Origin of the sequence: Algibacter agarivorans (assembly GCF_039543245.1) — a bacterium.
In the GTDB taxonomy this organism is placed as follows: domain Bacteria; phylum Bacteroidota; class Bacteroidia; order Flavobacteriales; family Flavobacteriaceae; genus Algibacter_G; species Algibacter_G agarivorans.
The window spans coordinates 242,382-266,973 of sequence record NZ_BAABJJ010000044.1; the positions used below are offsets into that span (position 1 = coordinate 242,382).

Genomic DNA, 24,592 nt, shown 5'->3' on the forward strand with positions numbered 1-24,592 from the left:
CAGTATAATCTTTTGAAACTGATGACACTCGCTTTCACGGAAGATTGTGATGACTAAATACAACAAATGATTGAAATTAGTTTTACACTCTTGTTACCTCAAAAAAATTACTATAGCAAAAAAAGTCTGTTAGATAATACTATAAAAAAAATTATCTTTACGGGATAACGGTAACAAAAAAGTTACTATATCCTCACTTATTTACGGGATATCGGTAATAAAAGTTACTATATAACGAGTTAGGTGCAAGCAAAAACGAACGACAGTAAATGAAAACAACTTTTTTAGGAAACGGACTTGATTCTGAAAATAAAAATAATGTCAGAAAACAACTTGCTGAATCTTTTGAAAGTAAAGTCTACAATAAATTTAATGGCTTTGTTGCTTTTGCAACACTATCTGGTGTTAGTTCATTAAAGTCTAATCTTGGAACAGCTAAATCAAATTACGAACACATTCGTTTTTACATTGGAATTGACAACAATGTTACTTCAGAAGATGCACTAAAATTTCTATTAAATCATAATATAGAAACTTACATCTATCACGATGAACTTAATAAGCGTTCTATTTATCATCCAAAATTATTCATATTTGAAGGTGTTGATTTTTCTAGAATAATTATTGGATCATCAAACCTTACTTATCAAGCATTAAATACAAATTTAGAAGCTTCAATTAAATTCGACTTTTCATCTAAAACTAGTTCTAAAGGATTAAATACGCTTACCGAAATCAAACAATATTACTCAAGTCTTATAGACCTTTCTTCACCAAATATTAATTTACTTACAGAAGAACTATTAAAGGAGTTAGTTAAGAAAAAGTTATTATCAAATTATAACGATGAGCCAAAAACAGATAATGATGAAGACGATGATGATAAGTCTGGAAATAATTACGAGAAAAAATTCACAGAAAACGACAAAATTAAGTTTGAAACGATAATAGAAAGATATATAATATATAAACAAAACGAAAGACCTTCTGGAATAGTCAGTAAGCACACTCAAGATATCGAATTATTTAGATGGTATCAGAAAATGCACTCACTTTACGGTCAAGGCGAAAACTCATTACCTTATGAATATTTCGAGAGATTATTAGACATAGATTTTCCTTTTGATGGAATTGGTCTGAAACGTAAACAGTTAATAAAATGGCATAAAGATTTCCAGAAAGTTATAGATTATAAAAACAAGGTTGACCCAGATAAAAAATATACTTATGTTCCTCAATTTAAGAATAAATCAAATGAATATTATGAAGTTGGTTTATGGTGTGCTCAACAAAAACAAAGAAGAAAGGGAAATAAAAATTATGGTATCGAATGGAGTAAAGAAGAAGAAGATAAAATGAATTCCATAAATTTTGTTTGGAATGTTTCTACTTTAGGTTTCAGAACTACAGAGGATAAATGGTCAGATACATATGTAGAACTAGAAAATTATTACTCAAAGAAAAATAATTATAAAACTGTACCATCACAAAAAACATACATTGGACATTGGTTAAGCGACCAAATGTCATTTAAAACAAAACAAGACAGAGAGAATAGAACTGATTTATTGAGTATTGAGAAAGAAAAAATGTTAGGCAAACTACTGTATGAAAATGGTGTTGAATGGGAGTACAAAAAGCAAAAACATCGTGAATCAATAGAAGAGGGGTTAAAAAATTGGAGAGAGCTTGAGAATTGGAAAAACAAATTAGGAAATAGAAAACCAACAAAGGAGGAAAAAGCATATTATAAGCCAATTAAAGGTTGGATAGCCTCAATTAGAAATAGAAGTAAAACCTGGAAAGATAAAGATTTATGGAAAAAGGAAATGTTAATCAAAGCTGGATTTCCTCTTCCTGATAATGAATAAAATAAAAGTAGAAGAATGCCAGCCCCTAACATGCTTATATAACAAGTAAAATGTAAATAAATTCCTTAATATCAAAAACTCACTTAGGATACTATCTACAGATTTGAATTCCGAAAGCTTATTAAGCTATACAGGAATAGAAGTCTACTATTTTATTTGAGATTTTAAAAATTTATTTAACAACAAACCTCTATCCAACAGATTTAGGCAAATGAACTCCTTTAACAAGTACTACAACACCCGTAGCCACCAACCAAATTACTTTAACATGAAATAGTGGTTTATAGATTTCATAATTATCAGGAATTCCCATAACAACAGCCATAGCAGCAAGACCCAATAGTAGTGTAAACCAACCCAACCACTTACTTACTATATGCCATTTAATCAAACCATAGCCCAACAAGACCAAACCAACACCAGAAAAGACACGACCGAATCGTATAAAACAAGTAACATATTGGTTTGTGTACAAAATATCATTTACAAAGGTTTGGATTTCAACGGCAGACTTCCCTGCTGTTTGACCAACGCCCCAAGCACCAAAATTATAAAAATAAGCGTTTGCAATCGCCAAGGTAAACGTACCTATAATCAACATACCAGCACCTGGCAATATGAGTACACGATAAGGTTTCCTTGCCGTTACGGACACCAAAGCAAATAAAGCAATGCCCATGGTAACCCAACCAAAAATATGAATACGATACATCCAAATCCAAGTCCAAACGTTTTCACCAATGGCTTCAAAATCTGAAGCTACAATATATTCGCCAATATGATGAGGAGATAATGCCCAACCAAACCATAATAGCAATGCCGCTACAATAAATGCCCAACCTGTAAAGTTGGTCTCGAAATCTTTTGTCATGATATTCATCATTGTGTGGTTTTAAGTAATTATGCAATTTAGCATTATATCTAAAATTATAATGTAACATTGGTTACAAGAAAAGATAATCAGAAACTGTAACTTGTGTAATTAATTTATAAACCTATAAATTAAGTATTTTGAAAAGAAGAGATTTCGTAAAAAAAGCAGCAGTAAGTTCATTCGCCACGCTTATAGGAACAGAGCTTGTTTTTGGCTCTCAAATGATCGATGGTTATGTTCCTTTAGCATTACAAGACCCTGACCCTTTTAAACTATTTAACAAGCATAAAGACATGGTTGTGCTAAATGATAAACCATGGAATATTGAAGCACAAGCACATTTATTAGATGATAAGATGACACCTAATTCGTGTATGTTCATCAGAAATAATGGATTGGTACCAGAAGGCATAGACCCAAAAACATGGACACTCACGATTGATGGCGAGTCGGTTAAAAACAAAAAAGCATACACATTGTCCGATTTAAAATCTAAATTCGAGCAACATACCTACCAATTAACCTTAGAATGCGGTGGCAATGGTCGTGCTGAATTTGACCCACCAGCAAAAGGAAACCAATGGACTATTGGTGCCGTACATTGTGCCTCATGGACGGGTGTACGTTTACGTGATGTACTTGAAGATGCAGGTATTAAAAGTGATGCTGTTTATATTGGGTATCATGCCGTAGATAAACACCTTAGTATGGATCCTAAAAAGGAACCCATTTCCAGAGGTTGCCCCATGTCTAAAGCCATGCAAGACGAAACGCTTTTAGCCTTTAAAATGAATGGTGACGATATACCACTAATTCATGGGTATCCTTTACGCTTGGTTGCAGGTGGTTGGCCAGCTTCGGTTTCTGGCAAGTGGATCAACAGAATTAGTATTCGGAATAAAGTACATGATGGCACAAAAATGACTGGAACTGCTTATAGAGTCCCTTGTGAACCTGTTGCTCCAGGAGAAAAAGTGAAAGATGAAGACATGTGCATCATAGAGTCTATGCCAGTAAAATCATTAATAACCTACCCTAAAACGGGGGCAATAATAAAAAATGGAAAGCCTTTAAATATTAGAGGTCATGCTTGGGCAGGAGAATTAGAGGTTGGTAAAATGGAATATTCCATAGATTTTGGTTCTACTTGGAGCATTTGCCCTATTGAAAAACCGGTTAATCGTTTAGCTTGGCAACATTTTTCGGCCACAGTAGATTTTCCAAAATCTGGCTACTATGAAGTTTGGGCAAGAGCAACAGATACCAATGGTATAGCCCAACCTATGCTATTACCCGGTTGGAATCCAAAGGGGTATTTAAATAATGCATGCCATAGAATAGCTGTAAAAGTTATATAAATGAGTAATGACGAGAAAGTGTTTAGAGCACAAGTTAGAAAAGTGTATCGCCTTTTGATGCTGCTTTTTGTCTTGTTTGTAATTACTGGAGGTGGATTGATGTATTACATGGCTAATCCAGACATCTTTGATTTTATGTCGAAATCTAAAACTGTAACATTAGAACCTGTTGAAGTTGATGAAGATCGGATTGAAAATGGAATTCATGTAAGAACTGGTTTGGTTGATGCTGAAGGATTGATGACCGTTGTAAATAATTGCACCAATTGTCATTCCTCAAAATTAGTGACACAAAACAGAATGAATGCCGAACGTTGGAATGCAACAATAAAGTGGATGCAAGAAACACAAAACCTTTGGGATTTAGGCAGAAATCAAGAGGTTATTGTTAATTATTTAGTCACCAATTATCCGCCAATAGCTAAAGGAAGACGAATGATTTTAACAGATATCGATTGGTATGAATTTGAGGATTAATACCATATTATTTTTACTAATAGTTTAACACAAATTAAAATGGAAAAGTATTTAGACGCATTTATCAATGCCTTTCAAGGCACAATAAATTGGACATGGAAATCTATAATATTTGAAGTACCATGGTACACCAATTATTTTTGGGGACTTATAGCCATCTCACTTTTTGTATGGCTTTTAGAAATCGCCTTTCCGTGGCGAAAAGAACAATCCATTTTTAGACGCGACTTTTGGTTGGATGCGTTTTATATGTTCTTTAATTTTTTCATGTTCTCCATAGTTATTAGTGGTGTTTACGAGATATTAGGATTGCTTTTTGGCGAAATTAATATTACAGCAAAAAGCCTAGCGATTTTCGACATCTCCAAATGGGCGCCTTGGCTGCAATTGTTGGTGTTTTTCATTATTCTTGACTTTGTACAATGGTTTACGCACGTTTTATTACACAAATATGGGTTTCTCTGGAAGTTTCATAAAGTACACCATAGCGTAAAGGAAATGGGCTTTGCTGCACATTTAAGATTCCACTGGATGGAAAACATTTTTTATAAACCCCTTAAAACTTTTGGTGTTATGATAATTGGTGGTTTTGAGCCAGACCAAGCTTACATCATTCACTTTATAACCATTGCTATTGGGCACTTTAACCATGCTAACATTAAAATTACTTGGGGACCATTAAAGTATGTTTTCAATAATCCTGTCATGCATTTATATCACCATGCTTATGTGTTACCAAAAGGGAAATATGGTGTGAATTACGGGATTAGCTTAAGCCTTTGGGATTATATTTTTAAAACCAATTACATTCCTGAAGACAGCGGTACCATAGAGATTGGATTTAAAGGCGATGATAAATTTCCAAAAGATTTTATACACCAAAACCTTTACGGTTTTAAAAAAAATCAGCGTTGATTATTTGAGTTTTAATACCAATTTAAATATATAATGTCGTAATAAGAAATTGAATTATTTTTTGATTAATTGAAATTAAAAATTCTTAGCATAGCCTTTGTTACGGTAAAAATTTTTAATAAAAAGTAAGCCAAAAAGAAACGATTTATATGCGACATTATATGTTTAATTTGGTATAAGATGACTTGTTAAAATTTGTAAGCTGAATTAAGCCAACATTAGAATTTATACCAATTACAACTTAAAAGAAGCTTAATAAAGCGTCCTTTTTTCCTTTCTTTCTCATTAAAAAAAGAAACCGTAACTAAGGCTATGCATTATTTTTTGTAAATCAAATAAAGAAAAAAATAATCATTTTATTTTAATCTCATTTTAAGTTGTAATTGGTATTATTCCGCTTCCAATAGCTATCGGAAGCGGATTTCAAAAATTTTGAAAAATTCAACACTGACCAAAATGACCCAATCGCTGAAAATCGGAAAATGAAATTTTATCTTTTCGGATACTGTTTCCTAATATTCCAAATCAATTCCTCCAAGCCATTTAGCTTAAGTTCGTAAACTTGCTCGAGCATAGTACCCAACTTCCCTTTTGGAAAGCCTTTGTTATGATACCAAACCACATAATATTCTGGTAAATCTATTAAATAGCGGTCTTTGTATTTACCAAAAGGCATCTTGGTATGCGCTAAATCTATTAAGAATTGTTTATCTGGCAACATAGGTTAATCTACAGATTTGAATTTTGAAAGTTTATCAAGCTCTACAGCAATATAGGTTTGCCATTTTGTTTGAGATTCAGAATGTATTGAATAATTGGTTTCCTTATCGTATTGGCCTTGGATCTGAGACAATTCTTTAAGAATAGCGTTATGAACGGCTTTCAATTCCTTTCTAATACTATTTGATGTTTTAAGATCACTTATACGTTGCCTAAACTTACGAGCGTATAATTCAGTGATATCAAAATGCAATTGTTCATGTCCTAAAATATGGCTGTCTACGCGTTCTTTTTTGTACCATGATTGTTCTGGGTAAAAATGAGCATGCACATCAGATGTAAAACCTACTACTTTATTATCGTCTGTTTTTGTAATAGAAAATCCAAAAGTAATTCCAGATGCTGTTATAGCTACGGCATTTGCTTTAGTATTCGGTTTTGCTTTAAAATCTGTCCAAGATAATTTATAGGAGTCATCCCAAGACAAAACAGGTTCTTCTTTTTGAACGCTTAAAAGACAACATATTACAAGAAAAAATTTTATCACGGAATTTGCTATCAAGTTTTAATAAAACCTCTGAACACTTAATAAAGAGATTGCCACATCATGCTTGCTTGCAATGACACATTAGATCATTAACGTGAAGCAGATATACTTATTGGTTTACCTCAACAATAGTTAAATCATCATATTTTACAAGATAAACAGTATCGTTAAAATACCCGCCAAAGAGTTTCTTTTTGTATGCGAATTTATTTTCAACATATTCCGTTAGTGGTGCATTTGTAACAGACTTATATAAATCTTCTGAAGACACTAAACGCAACACCACATCCATGGTTAAATCAAAACCCTTAACTGCCCTTTTACTAGGCGTAATATTATAAAGTTTATCATACTTGTTTACGAATGCATTATTATCGTTTTCGTTATATGTTTTCGAACCTGTAGCAAAGTGAAATTTCAAATTTGATAAATGCGTATTGTTTATTTGATCGCCTTCAAACGCTGAATTTACATTTGTTGTAACCAATACAATTTCTATTTCTTCTTCCTCTAACTCTTTATTCTCTTTTTGAATTAACGAAGCCAAAACACTTGTGACATTAGACGCAAAACCTTCGTTTTTAGTTTCCAAAAACACCACATTTTTACCTGATTTTAGAGCATTTTCTATATCTTCTTTAGTAACAAAAAACTCATCTTCACCCGTCTTTTCACTTTTTCTAGAGAAGACTTGCTGTGCATGATTAAATTCTCGTTTAATATCATTGGCAACTGCCACCGTCTTTGTATCGGAAATAATAATGATATTAGTAGCTAAAGTATCTGCACGTACAAAATTTACAATTTTACTTTTCAATAATTCATCTGATGGTCTCGACTGAAATACATTATCGTATAATTTTAAATTGGTACCAATAGGCGAAATAACAGGTGTGTTATAAACTCTTAATTCTGAAGCTGCTTTATGGAAACTAGTTGGTGTTAACGGGCCAATAACAGCATCTACATTTTCAAAATCATTCTCTTTTATGATTCTTGATACTTCACTGACTTCATATTTAGTATCATAAACATCAACTTTCAAAGAAACTCCCAATGTTTTTAAAGAATCTAAAGCCATTAAAACACCCGAATAAAAATCTAACGACGCTTTTAAATAAGGATCTCTTTTAAGACTTCGTTTAACATCAATTATAGAATCAAAATCTACACGATCCATTCTAAAAGGCAGCATTACAGCAATGTGTTTAGTTTTAAAATCTGAAATGCTATCCACTAGATTAATATGCTCAAAATCTGCTTGAATAATACCATTAGTTAAATTAGAATATGGGATTTTTAAAATCATCCCTTCTTTTAAACCACTGGCTTCTAGACCTGGATTTAAATCTTCTAATTGAGATTGCTCTAAACCTAATTTTAGTTTTAAACGGTAAAAGCCTTCTTTAGGCAAGACCTTATAATAACTATATTTATCATCAACTTCCTTAACTTCACCGGCATCAAGATTTGGCACTTTAATAACTTGGCCTTCTTTTAGTACCTCTGTCATTTCTGGGTTTAATACCTCTAATTCTTTTACAGTAATTCCAAATTTATAAGCAATACGCCATTTCCCTTCTTTAGGTAGCACGGTGTACTCCTGTGTTTGGTTTGCCTCCTCTACAACTTCTGTGATTTTAAATCTCGGTATTTGGAGTCGGTCGCCTTTGCGTAAAGGATTAGCGTATAAGGATTTGTTATATTTCTTAATATCATCTTCCGAAACATTATACTTTTTCGACAAACTATATAGGGTTTCTTTACGCTTTGTTTTGTGTTCTTTAAAACCCTGCAATTCTTTAACAACAGTTATTTTTGGCTTTTTTGCTTTGGAAATGGGAATGATTAAAACCGTATTAGGTTTCAACACTTTTCTAGCATCTGGATTTAAATTATAAATATCAAAAGGCGTTACAAAATAACGCTTAGCAATGCTTTCAATAGTTTCGCCTTTTTTGACCTGATGTGTGCTGAAATTTTGTGCACTAACAGAAGAAAAACCAAATGCTAAAACAAAAACCAGTACTAATAAAAATCTATTCATATTGTTGTTATCTGCCGAAATAAATATAATAAAACGTAATTAACTAAATTATATACGTTAGTTTTTGTGCTGAAGGACGAAAACTGTTCCTTTCTTTTTTAACATTAGCATATAGTATGCCAAAAAACTATTTGGGCGTTACCCAAGGGTCGGGCTATCCGCTACAAGTCCTCGGTCGTACCTCCCTGTGGGCTTTCCACTTCAATCCCTAACGCGCCACTGTTGATCTTAACCCACCCCTAACCCCTCCAAGGAGGGGAACTAGTTTGGTAGTTCATGTCAAATACTCAATATAAATTCGACCTATTTACTTTTATAACTTAAAGCTTCAAGCTTCAAGCTTCAAAACTAAATCATTCCCACTCTATCGTTGCTGGTGGTTTCGAACTTATATCGTAAACTACTCTGTTAACGCCTTTTACTTTGTTTATTATATCGTTTGATGTTTTTTGCAAGAACTCATAAGGTAAATTCACCCAATCTGCGGTCATTCCATCGGTACTTTCTACAGCTCTTAAAGCGACACATTTTTCGTAAGTACGCTCATCGCCCATTACGCCTACACTGTTAACAGGCAATAACATCGCCCCAGCTTGCCAAACTTTATCATACAACTTCCATTCTTTTAAACCGTTGATAAAGATGGCGTCTACTTCTTGAAGAATACGTACTTTTTCAGCAGTAATATCTCCTAAAATTCTAATTCCCAATCCTGGACCAGGAAATGGATGACGTCCTAACAATTCTGGATCTATACCTAAAGTAGCACCTACGCGTCTTACTTCATCTTTAAAAATTGCACGAAGTGGCTCTACAATTTTAAGTTTCATAAAATCTGGCAATCCGCCAACGTTATGATGACTTTTTATAGTGGCAGAAGGCCCTCCTGTTGCAGAAACACTTTCAATAACATCGGGATAAATAGTACCTTGAGCCAGCCATTTTACATCTTCTAGTTTGTGCGCTTCGTCATCAAAAACCTCGATAAATGAATTGCCTATGGCTTTTCGCTTTTTCTCTGGATCTTCTATCCCAGCTAAAGCATCTAAAAATCTTTTGGAAGCATCAACGCCTTTTACGTTAAGCCCCATACCTTCATATTGATTTAAGACACTTTCAAATTCATTTTTACGAAGCAAACCATTATTCACAAAAATGCAATACAGGTTTTTGCCAATGGCCTTATTCAACAATACAGCCGCTACCGTAGAATCTACACCGCCAGAAAGTCCAAGTACAACCTTGTCATTCCCCACTTTCTCCTGAATGGCTTCAACGGTTTCTTCAACAAAAGAATCTGGCGTCCAATCTTGATGTAATCCTGCTATATCAACTAAAAAATTTTCTAGTAATTGCTTTCCATCTGTTGTATGATACACTTCTGGATGAAATTGAATGGCATAGGTTTCCTCGCCATCAATTCTATAAGCCGCATTAGTAACATCGTGGGTGCTTGCAATTAACACCCCATTAGTTGGTAACTCTTTAATTGTATCACTATGGCTCATCCAAACCTGACTCCCTGTATGAATGTGAGCTAAAAATGGTTCGTTACTTTTAATATGAGATAAATTAGCACGACCGTACTCACGCGTACTTGAAGGTGCTACTTTACCACCGGAAAAGTGTGCCAAATACTGTGCGCCGTAACAAACGGCAAGCATAGGTTTTTTACCTCTTATTTCAGATAAATCTGGATGTAAAGCCCCCTCTCCTCTTACCGAAAACGGGCTACCAGAAAGAATTACAGCTTTGTATTCTTCTATGTTAGTTGGAATTTTATTGAATGGATGTATTTCGGAATATACATTGAGCTCTCTAACTCTACGGGCAATAAGTTGTGTGTATTGCGATCCGAAGTCTAAAATTAATACCTTGTCATGTTGCATGCGCAAAAATAGGAATTGATTTTATATTGACGAATTAGGAATCATTCTTTTTTCATTATTTTTTAACCATAACATCTAAAATCAGTTCTATATTCTTTTCAGTCGTATCAGGATTAATAAAACAGAAACGTAAAACGGTTTCAAAAACATCGCCGAACTAAAAGCATATATACCCTTATCTGTTATAGTTTGCGAACTAACGTTTTATTTTTTCCACACGTATAGCTTATCTATTTTAGTTTGTATTGAAGACAATCTATCTATAGCATATTTCATGGCATCCAAAGTCATTTCAACTAATTCAATATCAATTTTATGCATTATTTATTAAAGTGTTACTATTAAAAAGTCGCCTTTTAATGGTTCTAAGTTTTTAATAAGATTGGGAATAAGTGACTCACCATATTCTAGGTAAAACTCTGAAAAATTGGTGTTTCTTTCTTGCAAGCTTTGGTCAGGAAATAATTCATTTTTAATATCTGTCATTCTCAATACATGATCTGACAACTTCTTTTTTTGAGATTTTAGAAGGCGTTTTTCTAAATTATCCAACCCTTTTAATTGTTTTACCTCTTGCGCTTTTACAGCGCCTAAAAATGACTTATCGGTTTGTTCTGCCAGTTTGTATAATTCTTGAAACTGTTTTATTAAATGATGTTTTTGTTCGGTGAAATCAATATCAATATTAGATATTTCTCTAACTTTTTTATTGATAAAGGCATCATGCTTTAAAAAAATATCTTCTATAGAAATATTTAGGTTTTTAAGTTTCTTATTTTGGTTTTCAGTTTGAATTAAAACCGAATTACGCAGTAATAATATTGGAAATGGCACCTCTACTGTATTGAAATAATATTTTAGCTGGAACCAATATGCCAATTCCCCACCACCACCTATATAACAAAGATTAGGCAAAATAACTTCTTGATACAATGGGCGCATGATAACGTTTGGAGAAAACCGCTCAGGATGTTCAGAGACTTCTTTTAATATGTCATCCTTACTCCAAACGATTTCTGCATTTAAAACTTTATAAACACCATCTTCAAAAACAATGCGCTCTCTTAAATTTTCTTTTAAATAGAATATATTTATTTCTCTTGGATTAACTTGCGCTTTATAGTTTGTTGATAGATCGTTAAGTTGTTTAGTTGTTTTTGAAACTGCTTCGAATGATGTTTGGTTTATCAACTCGTCTTCAATAATTGGAATAAATTGCCTTTTTAAATCCGCATCGTTAGCATCTACTATTACTAATCCGTTTTCTGCAAATAATTCATTTGCTAAAAATCGTGTGGCATCTGCTAAATTATCATGGTTTAAATATGCTTTTTTAAATAGCGTCTTTAAAATGGCAGCATTTTTACTTTGCCCAAGTTCTTCCGATAAAACATTAAACACAGCTTCTAACCCATCCGTATTTAACTCACCTACCGCCCCTTTGGAATCTCTATGCCATCTGATTTTTTTCCCTTTAAAATTGAAATAATTTATTTCCTCAAAATCATGATCCTCGGTTGCCATCCAATACACAGGAACAAAATTATAATCCGGGTATTTGGTTTTTAATTCATTTGAAAGATTGATTGTCGATACAATTTTATATAAAAAATAAAGTGGCCCCGTGAATAAGTTAAGTTGATGCCCTGTTGTGATTGTAAATGTATTTTCAGATTGTAAACTTTCAATGTTTTGAAATGTTAATTCTGAAGTTTCAATATTTTGATATTGATTCTTTAAAACATTATTTAAAATAGCTCTTGAATCCGCTCGAACTGAAAAACGTTTTTCTTCTATTTGAGCTTTGAAATTTTCTAATTCAGGAAAACGATTGTAAAACTGCCCTAATTCTGATTTTTCATCTAAATAATCACAAATTAATGATGAAAAATAACCTGTTTTATGAAAAGGGATATTGTTTTTCTGCATATTTCATTTAAATAATGATGTAAATATACAGCTATTCTATTTTTAGAAATCTAAAAATTACGTTAAGAGTTTTTTTAAATTAAGTCGTATTATAATACCCTAAATTGAAAGATACCCGAATCCGAAGCATTGCCTAAACTGTCTTTAGTTATTATTTTCCAATAATAAATAGTTCCGGATGTTACTGGAACATTAGACTCAGTAGCACTAATATCGCCTGCAAAAAGACTTGGTGTAGAATTCGTGCCGAAGTAAACATCATATCCAGCAATATCATCATCAACATCATTCCCTGTCCATTGTAAAGTAACAGCAGTTGTGGCTGTTATAGATTGTGCCATATTAGGCGCATTAATTACCGCTGGAAATGGCGCATAAGATTGTACTCCAGGTCCAGCATTATAAAATTGCCAAGTCGCACTTTGTTCTGTTTTCCCTCCTGATTTGGTTTGAACATACCAAGAGTACGCTGTTGCACGTTGAATAACAATTGGAATTATATCTTCTGTAGTTTCGCGCTCAATGATAGCTCCTGTTGATAAATTTTCAATGACTATTTTATAATTCCCCGATTTATTGGCCTGCCATTCAAAAAATACGGTGCTTTCGTATGGTGTTAAGTTTGTACCCTCATTACACAGCATATTTTCTTGTGGGAAAAATAATTCTACTCCTAAATCTGTTCCTTCATTTCCTATATCTGTTGGGTTCTCACCTACTTCAATATTATCATCAGAAGATTTACTACATCCAAAAATCAAAAAAGCTAAACAAATAATGCATAATGTCTGTCTCATTTTTTTATAATTTTAAATGTTGATAACGATGTGTTTGTTTGAATGGATATGGTATAAATACCCAAAGCTAGGTTATTTGTATCTAAACTTATCTTACCAGATTTTTGGTTAGTTAAGGTTTTAGAATACACCAATTGCCCTAAATAAGAATACATATTTACCACAACTTTTTCAGTATCATTTTCACCCAAATACATATTGATTTTATCTTGAAATGGATTTGGATAAACAATCACTTTATCAGAAACCAAAATACGTTCTTCATGAACACCTTGACATTCTATATCTGTGCTAACTTTTATGGCATTGGCTCCTTCTTGTAAATTTAGCGTGATATTTGAATCGTTAGTAGAAAATGTTAAGCCATTAAAATCCACATTATAGCTTGAGCTACCAGACATTTTTATAGATACTTTTTTACCATCAGTACTTTTATTTGTTGACACACTAAGTGGTTCTGGTTGACTAATTACAACATCATAACAATTCATGTAATTAGGCCATTCTTCAATAGTTATACACATTTTATAAGTTCCTGCAAGAAGATTAAGTATGTCTATATCATTTGTAAATTTATAGGCTTTGGAAAAATTGTCTTTGGTTAAAGTGGCTGTGTAATTATAATACTCTAATGTTGCGATGTTAATTTTACCATTGTTATTGTTTAAACACGTCTCGCTGGTTATTTGAATCGTAAAATTGTTGTTAGGCAAACTTAAAATTGGGCATCCAAATAAATCTACTGTACTACCAAAAGAGGTGTTCGGACATTGGTCTTCTGCATTAGATATACCATCGTTATCCGCATCAGCACAAATAGTTTGGTAATTTGCTGTAGCATCTTTATACCAATCATCATAACTTCCGTTTGTATTCGATATGACTGTAAATGGATCATCTACAAGAATACATCTTAAATCTGGGTTATTAATAGCACTAAATATTACAAGATTTTGATTTGCTCCATTTTGAATATTCAATTTATCTTGAATGAATAGATTCGTCTGACAATACAATTCTTTTAAGTTTGGGTTTAATGTCATATCCAAACTTCCCAATTGATTTATTGAGCAATTGAGTATTTCTAAATTAACCAACAAACCTACATTTAAACTTGTCAAGCTATTACTAGCAACATTCAAATTGATGACGTTTATATTAGCATCTAAATTTAGTTGAGCCAATACATTATTTGATAGATTTACTACTCTTAAATTAGGTGCAAACGACAAATCTATAGCTGCAAGCGTATTATTTGAAGCATCCAAATTATCTAAAAGTATATTATCGCTTAAATCAATATTGGTAATGGTGTTTTCCGAAAAATTCAAATTCGTCAAACTTATAAACGCTTCAATACCTGTTAAGTCTATAATGCCTTTATTACTTATATCTAAAAATGAAATAGTTTCAATATTAGCCGTTACAACATAATCGTCTAATGGTCCGGAGTCATAACCTAGAATAGCAAGCGCAGTTTCAAAAGCATCATCTGGCACGTAAGTTTGTCCGTAATGGCAATTTATTTCATATTGAGCAGTAGCATCTTTTAACCAAGTAACTCCTCCAGGCACGGCACCAGTATCGGTCTCTATACATGTTAAGCTTGAATTATCCTGAGCGTTTAAGTTAGTTAGACTTGGGTTTTGGGTATTTTTAAGATTTAATATTTCTAATACATTAGATTGACAACTCAGGTTTATTAATGACGCATTTGCTGTAAAATCAAGTTCAACTAATTGATTTGAATCACAATTAAATACCGCAAGTGTTGGTATACTAAATGATGTGAATTCTATAAATACATTATTAGCAATGTTTAGATTTGTAATATTGGGGTTAGCCGTTAAATCCAAACTACTTAATGTGTTATTTGAACAATTAATCGTTGTTAGCGCTATATTATTGCTAAAATCCAAATCTGAAAACGTATTATCTGAACAATTGATTTCTGTTAAATTTATATTCTTACTTAAATCTATAACGCTCAATGTATTGTTTGAGCAATTCAAATTCTGCAAGTCATCAAAATCTTCTATTCCAGTTAAATCTGAAATACTTTTTCCATTAATGTCTAAAGCAGTAAGCGTGTTTATGCTTGCTGTTGGTACATAATCATCTAATGCACCTGTGTCATAACCTAAAGTTATTAAGGCCTGTTCAAAATTATCATCAGGAACAAAAGTTTCACCAAAACGGCAATCTATACTGTATTGAGCAGTGGCATCTTTTAACCAACTTTCGCCTATATTATTTTCATCATCAACCTGAATACAAGTGATGTCAGGATTATTAATGGCATTAAAATTTTGAATTTCATTATTTATTCCATTTTGAATATTTACAAAATCCAGTTGATTGTTTGACACGTTAATTGAAATGCTATCAGGGCAAAAACCTTGTGGATTATTTGGGTCTGGTGCTGGACACGGAGTTGTTCCCATCGCACTTAAATCAATATTGCCAGTTAATTGATTATTATTACAATTAAAGGTTTTTAATGTGTTTAAATTAGCAGACAAACTTAAACTTGACAACATATTTGAGCTTGCCTGTATTTCAATTAAATTGCCATTTACGCTTAAGTCTAAATCTGTTAATTGATTACTATTAGCAGAAAAATATTTAAGTAGTGGTGCTGTATCAACAACTAATTGAGTTATTTGATTGTTATCACAATTTAATCGTTCTAAACCTGTGTTCGCATTTAAATCGAGTTGGGTTAATTCATTTTGAGAGGCTAAAACTGAAACTAAATTAATGTTACTTGCTAGCGATATATCAGCAATCATATTATCACTAAAATCTAAAGTTTCTAAAGCAGTATTAGACGTTACAATTAGCTGACTTAATTTATTAGACCTACAGTTTAACGTTGTTAATGCCAAATATCGATTAACTAATAAAGTTGATAAATCATTACTATTACAACTCAATTCTTTTAGTGTACTATTATTTACAGCATATCCTGTTAAACTTAATATTTTATTATTGTTACAGTTTACTTCTTCTAAAACAAGGTTGCTGCTTATATTTAGACTTGCTAAATTATTATTGGAACAATTCAGTGTTTTTAGTAGGCTATTAGATGCAATATCTAGCACATCCAAATTATTATTGGCACAATCCAACACTTCTAAATTAAGATTAGCAGACATATCTAACTTACTCATGTTGTTACTTGCACAGAATAGTTTTTTCAAACTTACTGTTCCTGTAATATCAAGTAATCCATTTGTATCTGCTGTGTCATTGGTTAATAAGTAATTTGAATTACAATTTAGTTCCTCTAAATTAACTATACCGCTTACATCTAGCGTGTTTAAACTGTTCCCGCTACAATCTAATTCTTTTAATAACGAGAAGCCTTTGATACCGCTCAGGTCTTGGATTTTCTTATCATTAATGACCAAACTTAAAACATGCTCAATATTTGCTGTAAGTACTTGATTATCCAAAGGCCCAGAATCTAGACCTAAATCAATAAGTGCTTGCTCAAAGAAATTATCTGGAATTGCTGTGAAACGCGAACCATCACAATCTCCGTTATAAGAAGCTATACCATCTTTTTGCCAACTACCAGAAATACTTCCTATAATTGCATCATCAACATTAATACAAAATAGACTTGCATTATTTGTTGCATTAAAAGTAGCCAATGTGTTATTAGTTCCGTTTTTAATATTTAATTTGAATAGTGCATTATTATCACAGGCTAAACTTGTAAGAAGTGTATTTAAAGTGACATCTAAATTTTCAATTTGATTGTTGGAACAATTAAGATCGGTTAAGGCCGTGTTACTATTTAAATTCAAACTAGTCAACGCATTGCTAGAACAATTAAAGTCTTGTAATGCTATAAAAGCTTCAATGCCTGTTAAATCTGAAATATCTTCACTTGAAACATCTAAAGAAATGAGCGTATTAATATCGGATGTTAACACAAAATTATCTAATGCACCAACAGTGTCTATACCCAAATCAATCAATGCTTGTTCAAAATTATCGTCTGGCACATAAGTTCCACAATTAACATTATAAGCAGCTGTGGCATCTTTTGCCCAAGTTACGCCACCTGGCACAATTCCTGTATCCGTTTCTATACATGCTAAATCTGAATTATTCTGTGCATCTAAATTTATGAGGTTTGGATTTTGTCCGTTTTTCATATTTAATGTGAACAAATTATTGTTATTACACAAAAGACTGGTTAAAAGCGTATTTGAAGTCACATTTAATGCTTCTATCTGGTTTGTAGAACAGTTCAAATCGCTTAATTGTACATTATTACTTATATCTAACTGAGCTAATGCATTATTTGAACAATTAAGAATTGTTAATACCGTATTTGAAGTCACATTTAATGTATCAAAAGTATAGTTATTACTAGCATCCTGTGTATCAACAAAAGGCATTTGAGCCGAGCAATTTAAAACTAAAAGTGGTGTATTGGCGCTTAAATCTAAACTTGGTAAAATATTATTAGAACAATTGATATTGGTCAAATTACCATTGCTAGATACATTTAAAGTATTTAATCTGTTATCACTGCAATCCAAAATTTCCAAATCCTTAAAGTCTTCGATACCTGTTAGATTGTCTATAGTATTACCTGAAACATTAAGTGTTGATAGATTATTAATTCTGGCCGTTAATACAAAATTGTTATTTGCTATGTCATCGCCAAGACCATTTGTTTCAAGATAATCCTCGAAATTATCATCTGGAACATAAGTAAATATATCGGTACAAGTGGTGTCGCTATAATACGTCCAATCATCTTTTTTCCAATCATTAGAACCTGTTTCTGGAGGAGTAAATCCGCTATCAACCTGAATGCAAAACAAATCGGGGTTATCCTCAGAATTGAATGTTGAAATCAAATTATTAAAACCATTATTTACAACTAACGATGTTAATTGATTTCTAGACACATTGATAGATGCTGCACCTTGACAAATAGTAGTTGGGACTGTTTGTGGATTGGGGCAGTCAACTGCATTTATAGTACTCAAGTCTAATGTTGAAATCAAATTATTAGAAGCATCAAGGGTTTTTAAATTGGTGTTTGATGATACATTCAATATTGTAATTTGGTTTGAAGCACAAAATAAACTTTCAAGATTTATATTATTGCTCACAACTAACTCGCCATCAAATTGATTATTTGAAATGGTTAAGGACACTAGATCAACATTCTGACCAACATCAATAGTACTTAATTGATTATTTGAGCAAGTAAGTCGAGATAACGCAGGATTAAAAGCCGAGTTACTTTCCTGTAGCAGCAATGCCACTAACTGATTCCCTGAGCAATCTAATACTTCTAAATTGGAAAGTTGCCTTAAATCTAAATCTGTTAATTGATTGACGCCACATAACAAGGATTTTAAATTAACGTTTGTGGAAACATCGAGAATTGTTAATTTATTATTACTACAAATTAGAGTTTCTAAACTTGTAAAATCAGCAATACCTGTAAGCTCAGAAATACTTCTGTTACTAATATTTAGGTTAATAACATTAGCAATTTTTCCTTTGGGTACACTATTGTTATTTATTGTACCGTCTCCCAAACTATTAGCGTCACCTAGCAGAACTTCATTTCCATCTATATCATGTGTTTCTAAGTAAGCTTCAAAATTATCATCAGGAATATTTGTTTGCGAATACAATATAGTAGAAGCAAACAATAAGGTTAAAAAAGAAACTAAAAAATGTTTTTTCATAATAGTTACGCTATAAAAACTTTGTTTTTAATTACCCTTTATAACTCCATCAATTTTTTTATGATGATGGATTTGTTTTGAATATTGATTCTTGATATTACCAATCAAATTAGACTTAAATGATGGGTCATTCTTAATTTTTTTCCAAACTTCATTATTCTCTAAATCAATTCCATTATCCCTCATTTGTACTTCAGCTAAAGCAATACCTTTTTGGATGTCTTCATCGGTTATTTGGTAATATGTATAATCATCCAAATATTGATTGACTTCATGCTTTGAATCTTCATCATCAGAATCATGAGCATCCTTATGTAACACCTTCCCTTTTAATGAGCCCGGTGCAAACTGATCTAATTTTTCAAAAATCTCAGAAATTTTATCTCTTAACTCATTAATCTCACTTGCCTGTTTTAATACTTCATTTTCTAAACTTTGAACAACTAAATGCGTGTTATTAATATTTAAGCCTACTGCAACCATCACCATATCTACATGATCTCTTTTTTCTGCCTCAGACCAAGCAACACCAAGAATATTATTGATATTCTTACTACTTACCGAAGCAGGATTAATGGCAATACCCATCCCGTTATTTAAACCACAAGGAATAATATAATCACCAATATTCACTTTTCCGATAACTTTTACTGGCACTTGCCCCATAAAAGCTACTTTTTCATAAAGGTGTTCGTTATCATATTGAGGTTGAGCGCCAAGTACAATAGGTTTAAAAGATACCACCATAATCTTTTCAGCGTCTAAGGTGTTTTTTGAAATCTTACCACCTTTCACTCCTACAATATCGCCGTAAGTAATATGTTCACTGGCCTTTTCCCTTAACAAATATTCAGCATAATCACCAGCTCCAGAGGCATAAGTTACCCCTTGATAGGTTATTTTATTATCATCATACACAACCTTATTATTAATAGAAACACCAGCGGCAACAATGGTCGTAGCTAACTGAATTCCTGCAGCGACAGATTGTGCTATACTACCAACAATCCATGATGGTATAGGGCCTGTAACACAAGCACCAAAACCTACACATCCAGTAGAAGATGTACTTGCAATCCCTATTTCGGCAAAAGAAGCCACCAAATCATAGGTTGCAAAAGCAACATCCAAAACACCATCAGCTATATCATAATCTAAAGAGCGCTGATCAAAATCATAATCCGCATTGTTTCCAAATTCAGAAGGTAATTCCCCTTCTATCCTACCCCAAGATTCTGTCCTAGTGGTATCAAAAAAAGTAATAAAATTAGTATTATTATTTCTTCCTCCACTAACTCTAATGGCCAATCCTTGAGTGCCACCTTCTATTAATACTGGATGATTGTCTATACCACTACCGGCAGCAGTTAATCCAACATTTATTTTAACTTGTTCATCAGATTCAATAGAAACCACACCATTCATTGTAGTATCTCCTAACAAATCAGAAGATGTAATAACCTCTAAAGTATTAGCTGTTAACTCATTAAAAGTTGATTGACCAGTAGCTTCAAAATCGGTAACCGTCGTTTTTCCAACAACATTTAATGTTCCGTTAAGTACCGTAGGCGCATCAACATCATCTGTTCCGCTTGCAGTACCAACATTTAAAGCACCTGTTAAATTTGTTGTACTTTTATTATTTACATCCAAAGTACTATTAAGATTGGTTGCTCCATCGACCGTTAAATCGCCAGACAAATTGGTTTCATTTCCTTCATATACAGTAAGTGTACTATATAAATTTGTTGGCCCATTTACTGTGAGCTCTCTATTTAAAAACGTATCACCGTCCACGTCTAAAGTTCCAGTTGCAGTAATATTTCTATGGTATGCATAAGGCACAAACGTAAGTATCTCTCTACTCATATCTACAAAATTACTACCGCCTTCAAAGTCTATTTCAACTTTTAAATCTTTTGGCGTACCATCCCAACTAATGGCTTCAAAATCGTCATGCTCAACAGCTCCTATTATAAGGTTAATTCTACCAAATTCATCGGTATTTGTTATTTGCACTTCTTGGAATTCTACTTGGTTACCTGAATCGAAAATGGTAAATCGTATTGCCACCGTAGTAACGGGAAGAATATTACCTTCAGAATCTATACCAGGTAATTCCAAAATATCAGGACCAATAATAACAGCTTGGTACGTTATACCATCAGTTTGGGCAAATGATTTTATGGCAAAAAAAAGGAACAATCCTAAGGCTAGTATGTGTTTCATAATGGGTTTTTATAAATACTGGTTTTCTTTTAATTTTGAATTATAGGTGCTTTATTTTTTTATCAGTTTAGCGTTGAATGATTTGGCTTTAGATGACGCTTTTAGAATATAATTTCCGTTGGAAATACCCTCTAGGTTTAATTGAATTTTTTGGGAGGGTTGAAATTTTCGAGAATACACCAACTTTCCATTGACATCAAAAACTAGAATAGAAATATCGTCGACTATGTCTTCATTAAAAGAAATAGAAATAAATTGTTCAAAAGGGTTTGGATAAATATTTGCTAATAAATCATTATTACTAAATTCCTCGACGACTTTAATCTTATTTAATGGTTGTTGGTAACCTTGTCTTAAATAATACCCGTTTTTATAATGCGTACCAATGACGCTAGATTGCCCAATACTATGGCTTACAGAATATGTTCCGCTTTTGGTAGTAACCGTGTTAGAAGAACCTCCTACTCCCAAGTTAGATCGTTTTATGGAGTAAGATTTAGCGCCCTCTAACTTAGCGGTTGTATCCTGTGCCTGTACTGAAAGTACAAAACAGAATAAAAATGCGATGTATAAATTTAACTTCATTTATTTAATCTTGTATAGATTATTTTTTAATACTTACTTATAATAGGAACTAATTTATAAAAACAATTACGTTTAAAATAGAGTGTCCATGATTTGTCCACCTATAAATTTTATTATAAAACACAGGCTCTTTGAGGTTCTGCTTTAAAAGTCGCAATAACAATTTGGCAAGTTAATAATAAACCCTATTCCAAATTGATGCGCACCTAAAGTTAATTTTTCAGCATTTTCTCCACTACTAATTAAAACAGATTTCCCATAAGAATAGCCTGCATAAATTGCTGTACTATTTGAAATTGGATATTGTAAACCAACACCAGCTCGCAGAAATAAAATATTATTGTTAAATTCTTCTTCGCCTACCAAATTAAATACATCATTATTTATAGTTTGATTACCTCTAACCATAAATTCAGAAGCAATAGATCCTTTTGCGAAAAACGAAAGATTTCTTAACTGAAATAAACGAATATCTAATCCTGCCTTAATGCCTAAATAACTAACATCCCACTCAAAAAAATTATCTACACTATTTTCGCTTCCTATAGCACCATAATTATTATATGAAATGCCTCCAACCAGAAACAATGTTTTTTGATTATTAATAACATGTCTATATCCCATACCGAAATAGGATTTAGATTTTGACAATAAATTATCTAAAGGTTGACCTTGTGAGTTTTCATAATCAAAAGCTGAAACCGTAGATCCATACTCCATGTACAATTGTTGGCTATAACTTGAAATACTGATTAAAAAAACAAGACATAAAAGTAATTTTCTCCTCATAATTGATATGAAATAATTTTTGATTTTAAATGAATTAAATTGAATTAACAACAACCTGATGACGATTTACAGGTGTAAAATAAGTTGCTATGTTATCGGATACAAAATGTGAAGAATGACTTATTGCAAAAGATTGTTTCTTTATCTTTATGTAGTTACTTAACAGAAACACGTATAGCATCGCAATTAAAATAATGAGTTGGTTAATATCAATTTTATTGATTAAGGTTAGACCAATGTATTGATATATCTTCTATAAAAAAAATAAATATGATAATGTCCACCTTTTGTCCATTAAATCGTAAACTATTTCAACACCTTTTTTTGTTGTTTACTAAACAGAATACGTCTAACAGACTCCAAAAGTTTAACTATTCTATTCATCAGAAAGTAATAATTTAACACAAATATAACACAAACAACAACTTGACAATTAGATAATTAACCGAATATTTTGTAAATTAATGACAATTAAAAATTATTAATATTAAAACCATGAAAAAAATAGCCCATTTCACTTTCATATTTACAACTGCTCTCTTTTTTATGTGTAGCAGTATTATTAGCGCACAAACCTCAGAGGCTTTCAAAGAACTTGAAGGAAAAGTAATTGACGCTAATACAAAAGACCCTTTAATCTTCACCGACATCGTTATAAAAGATTCTAACATTAGTACGGTAACCAATAGCGATGGCGAGTTTCTTATCAAAATACCTGAAAGATTTTCAGATGGTATCTTAACAATATCTCATTTAGGGTATGAAAAAAAGGAGATTAAAATTTCTTCAATAAAAAATCCTATAAAAATAGCTTTATCGAATGATTACACTGAATTAAAAGAAATTAGTATAACCGTAAATGCACTAGATCCAAAAGACTTAGTTATTAAAACTTTAGGGAAGAAAAGTTCTATTTACAATAATAAGAACACCATAATGACTGCTTTTTACAGAGAAACCATTAAAAAAAGAAGAAGAAATGCTTCTCTATCTGAGGCTGTTGTTAAAATACATAAACAACCTTATAACAATCTCAGAAGGGACCATATTGAACTTATCAAAGCACGTAAAAACACAGATTACACAAAACTAGACACTTTGGCATTAAAACTCCAAGGCGGACCTTTTAGCAATCTATATACCGATATAATTAAATACCCAGAATTTATTTTTACTGAAGAAGATATTCCTTTATATCAATTTAGTTTTGACGCTTCTACACAAATAAACAAAAAACCAATTTATGTAGTTAATTTCAAACAAAAAGAAGATATAAAAACCCCTTTATACTATGGAAAACTTTATATTGATGCTGAAACTTTAGCCCTTACAAGCGCTGTTTACAGTTTAAATGTTTCTAACCGAGAGCTTTCAAGCCAAATGTACGTCCGTAAAAAACCTAGAAAAGTTGATGTGTACCCTACTCAGGCCAACTATAGGGTAAATTATAGAACCAAAGACGGAAAATGGCATTATGCTTACAGTAATATTTCATTAACCTTTAAAGTAAATTGGAAAGGAAAACTTTTTAATAGCGTTTATACACTAAGTAGTGAAATGGCCGTAACCGATTGGGAAGTTCACGATACTAAACTTGCAAAAGTTAGAAGTCAGCTCATTCGTCCTACAACTATTTTAAGTGAAAAAGCATCTGGTTTTTCAGACCCAAGATTTTGGGGTGCATACAATATTATCGAACCTGAAAAATCTATTGAATCTGCTATTAAAAAAATACAAAAGCAGTTAAAACGGACTTAAACACAATTTATTTTTATACAACAACACTTCTTGACTTTTAGTTTTTAACCTAAAAGTCAAGATGGGTTCATAACACCG

16 protein-coding genes are annotated in these 24,592 nt (G+C 32.2%); 5 read left to right on the top strand and 11 right to left on the bottom strand.

Features of this window, described 5'->3' with window-relative positions:
• The first annotated feature begins 269 nt into the window (after nt 1-269).
• Nucleotides 270-1,871 (top strand): phospholipase D-like domain-containing protein, encoded by a 1,602-nt coding sequence (locus ABD935_RS15985; protein ID WP_345193795.1) that lies wholly within the window; start codon nt 270-272, stop codon nt 1,869-1,871.
• Nucleotides 1,872-2,061: 190 nt separating this feature from the next.
• Here the strand turns inward: ABD935_RS15985 and ABD935_RS15990 are convergent, their stop codons facing one another.
• Nucleotides 2,062-2,754, bottom strand: coding sequence for a hypothetical protein (locus tag ABD935_RS15990; protein ID WP_345193798.1), 693 nt, complete (start codon nt 2,752-2,754; stop codon nt 2,062-2,064).
• 128 nt (nt 2,755-2,882) lie between these two features.
• Between ABD935_RS15990 and ABD935_RS15995 the strand changes: the two genes are divergently transcribed.
• Genes ABD935_RS15995 through ABD935_RS16005 form a run of 3 tightly spaced genes read left to right on the top strand, consistent with a single transcriptional unit; the run spans nt 2,883 to nt 5,495 of the window.
• Nucleotides 2,883-4,103 carry a sulfite oxidase gene (locus tag ABD935_RS15995; protein WP_345193800.1) on the top strand — a complete coding sequence of 407 codons (1,221 nt, stop codon included), beginning with the start codon at nt 2,883-2,885 and terminating at the stop codon, nt 4,101-4,103.
• Nucleotides 4,104-4,580: a monoheme cytochrome C gene (locus ABD935_RS16000; protein WP_345193801.1), complete on the top strand. Its 477-nt coding sequence runs from the start codon at nt 4,104-4,106 to the stop codon at nt 4,578-4,580.
• A gap of 39 nt (nt 4,581-4,619) precedes the next feature.
• Nucleotides 4,620-5,495, top strand: a complete 876-nt coding sequence (locus ABD935_RS16005) for a sterol desaturase family protein (RefSeq protein ID WP_345193803.1) — start codon at nt 4,620-4,622, stop codon at nt 5,493-5,495.
• 490 nt (nt 5,496-5,985) lie between these two features.
• Here the strand turns inward: ABD935_RS16005 and ABD935_RS16010 are convergent, their stop codons facing one another.
• From ABD935_RS16010 to ABD935_RS16055, 10 genes are all read right to left on the bottom strand, one after another.
• The gene (locus ABD935_RS16010) at nt 5,986-6,216 is read right to left on the bottom strand and encodes a DUF3820 family protein (protein ID WP_298556188.1); all 231 of its coding nucleotides are present in this window, start codon (nt 6,214-6,216) and stop codon (nt 5,986-5,988) included.
• A 3-nt stretch (nt 6,217-6,219) separates the two neighbouring features.
• On the bottom strand, nt 6,220-6,762 hold the full coding sequence (locus ABD935_RS16015; protein WP_345193808.1) for a DUF922 domain-containing protein: 543 nt from the start codon (nt 6,760-6,762) through the stop codon (nt 6,220-6,222).
• Between the two features lie 109 nt (nt 6,763-6,871).
• Nucleotides 6,872-8,809, bottom strand: a complete 1,938-nt coding sequence (locus ABD935_RS16020; protein WP_345193811.1) for a PBP1 and LysM peptidoglycan-binding domain-containing protein — start codon at nt 8,807-8,809, stop codon at nt 6,872-6,874.
• Between the two features lie 353 nt (nt 8,810-9,162).
• Complete coding sequence (gene guaA, locus ABD935_RS16025; RefSeq protein ID WP_345193813.1) at nt 9,163-10,698, bottom strand: glutamine-hydrolyzing GMP synthase; 1,536 nt, start codon at nt 10,696-10,698, stop codon at nt 9,163-9,165.
• A 327-nt stretch (nt 10,699-11,025) separates the two neighbouring features.
• The gene (gene bshC, locus ABD935_RS16030; RefSeq protein WP_345193815.1) at nt 11,026-12,627 is read right to left on the bottom strand and encodes a bacillithiol biosynthesis cysteine-adding enzyme BshC; all 1,602 of its coding nucleotides are present in this window, start codon (nt 12,625-12,627) and stop codon (nt 11,026-11,028) included.
• Nucleotides 12,628-12,716: 89 nt separating this feature from the next.
• Nucleotides 12,717-13,424: a hypothetical protein gene (locus tag ABD935_RS16035; RefSeq protein ID WP_345193817.1), complete on the bottom strand. Its 708-nt coding sequence runs from the start codon at nt 13,422-13,424 to the stop codon at nt 12,717-12,719.
• Nucleotides 13,421-19,153, bottom strand: coding sequence for a T9SS type A sorting domain-containing protein (locus ABD935_RS16040; RefSeq protein ID WP_345193819.1), 5,733 nt, complete (start codon nt 19,151-19,153; stop codon nt 13,421-13,423). Before ABD935_RS16040 ends, ABD935_RS16035 begins: the two co-directional genes overlap by 4 nt.
• A 27-nt stretch (nt 19,154-19,180) precedes the next feature.
• A complete protein-coding gene (locus ABD935_RS16045; protein ID WP_345193821.1) occupies nt 19,181-21,382 on the bottom strand; it encodes a hypothetical protein in 2,202 nt (733 codons plus the stop codon).
• Between the two features lie 51 nt (nt 21,383-21,433).
• The gene (locus ABD935_RS16050) at nt 21,434-21,967 is read right to left on the bottom strand and encodes a T9SS type A sorting domain-containing protein (RefSeq protein ID WP_345193823.1); all 534 of its coding nucleotides are present in this window, start codon (nt 21,965-21,967) and stop codon (nt 21,434-21,436) included.
• Nucleotides 21,968-22,111: 144 nt separating this feature from the next.
• Nucleotides 22,112-22,756 (bottom strand): outer membrane beta-barrel protein, encoded by a 645-nt coding sequence (locus ABD935_RS16055; RefSeq protein WP_345193826.1) that lies wholly within the window; start codon nt 22,754-22,756, stop codon nt 22,112-22,114.
• A gap of 495 nt (nt 22,757-23,251) precedes the next feature.
• On the opposite strand from ABD935_RS16055, the gene ABD935_RS16060 reads away from it, so the two are divergent.
• Complete coding sequence (locus ABD935_RS16060) at nt 23,252-24,514, top strand: carboxypeptidase-like regulatory domain-containing protein (RefSeq protein WP_345193828.1); 1,263 nt, start codon at nt 23,252-23,254, stop codon at nt 24,512-24,514.
• The last annotated feature ends 78 nt before the right edge of the window (nt 24,515-24,592 follow it).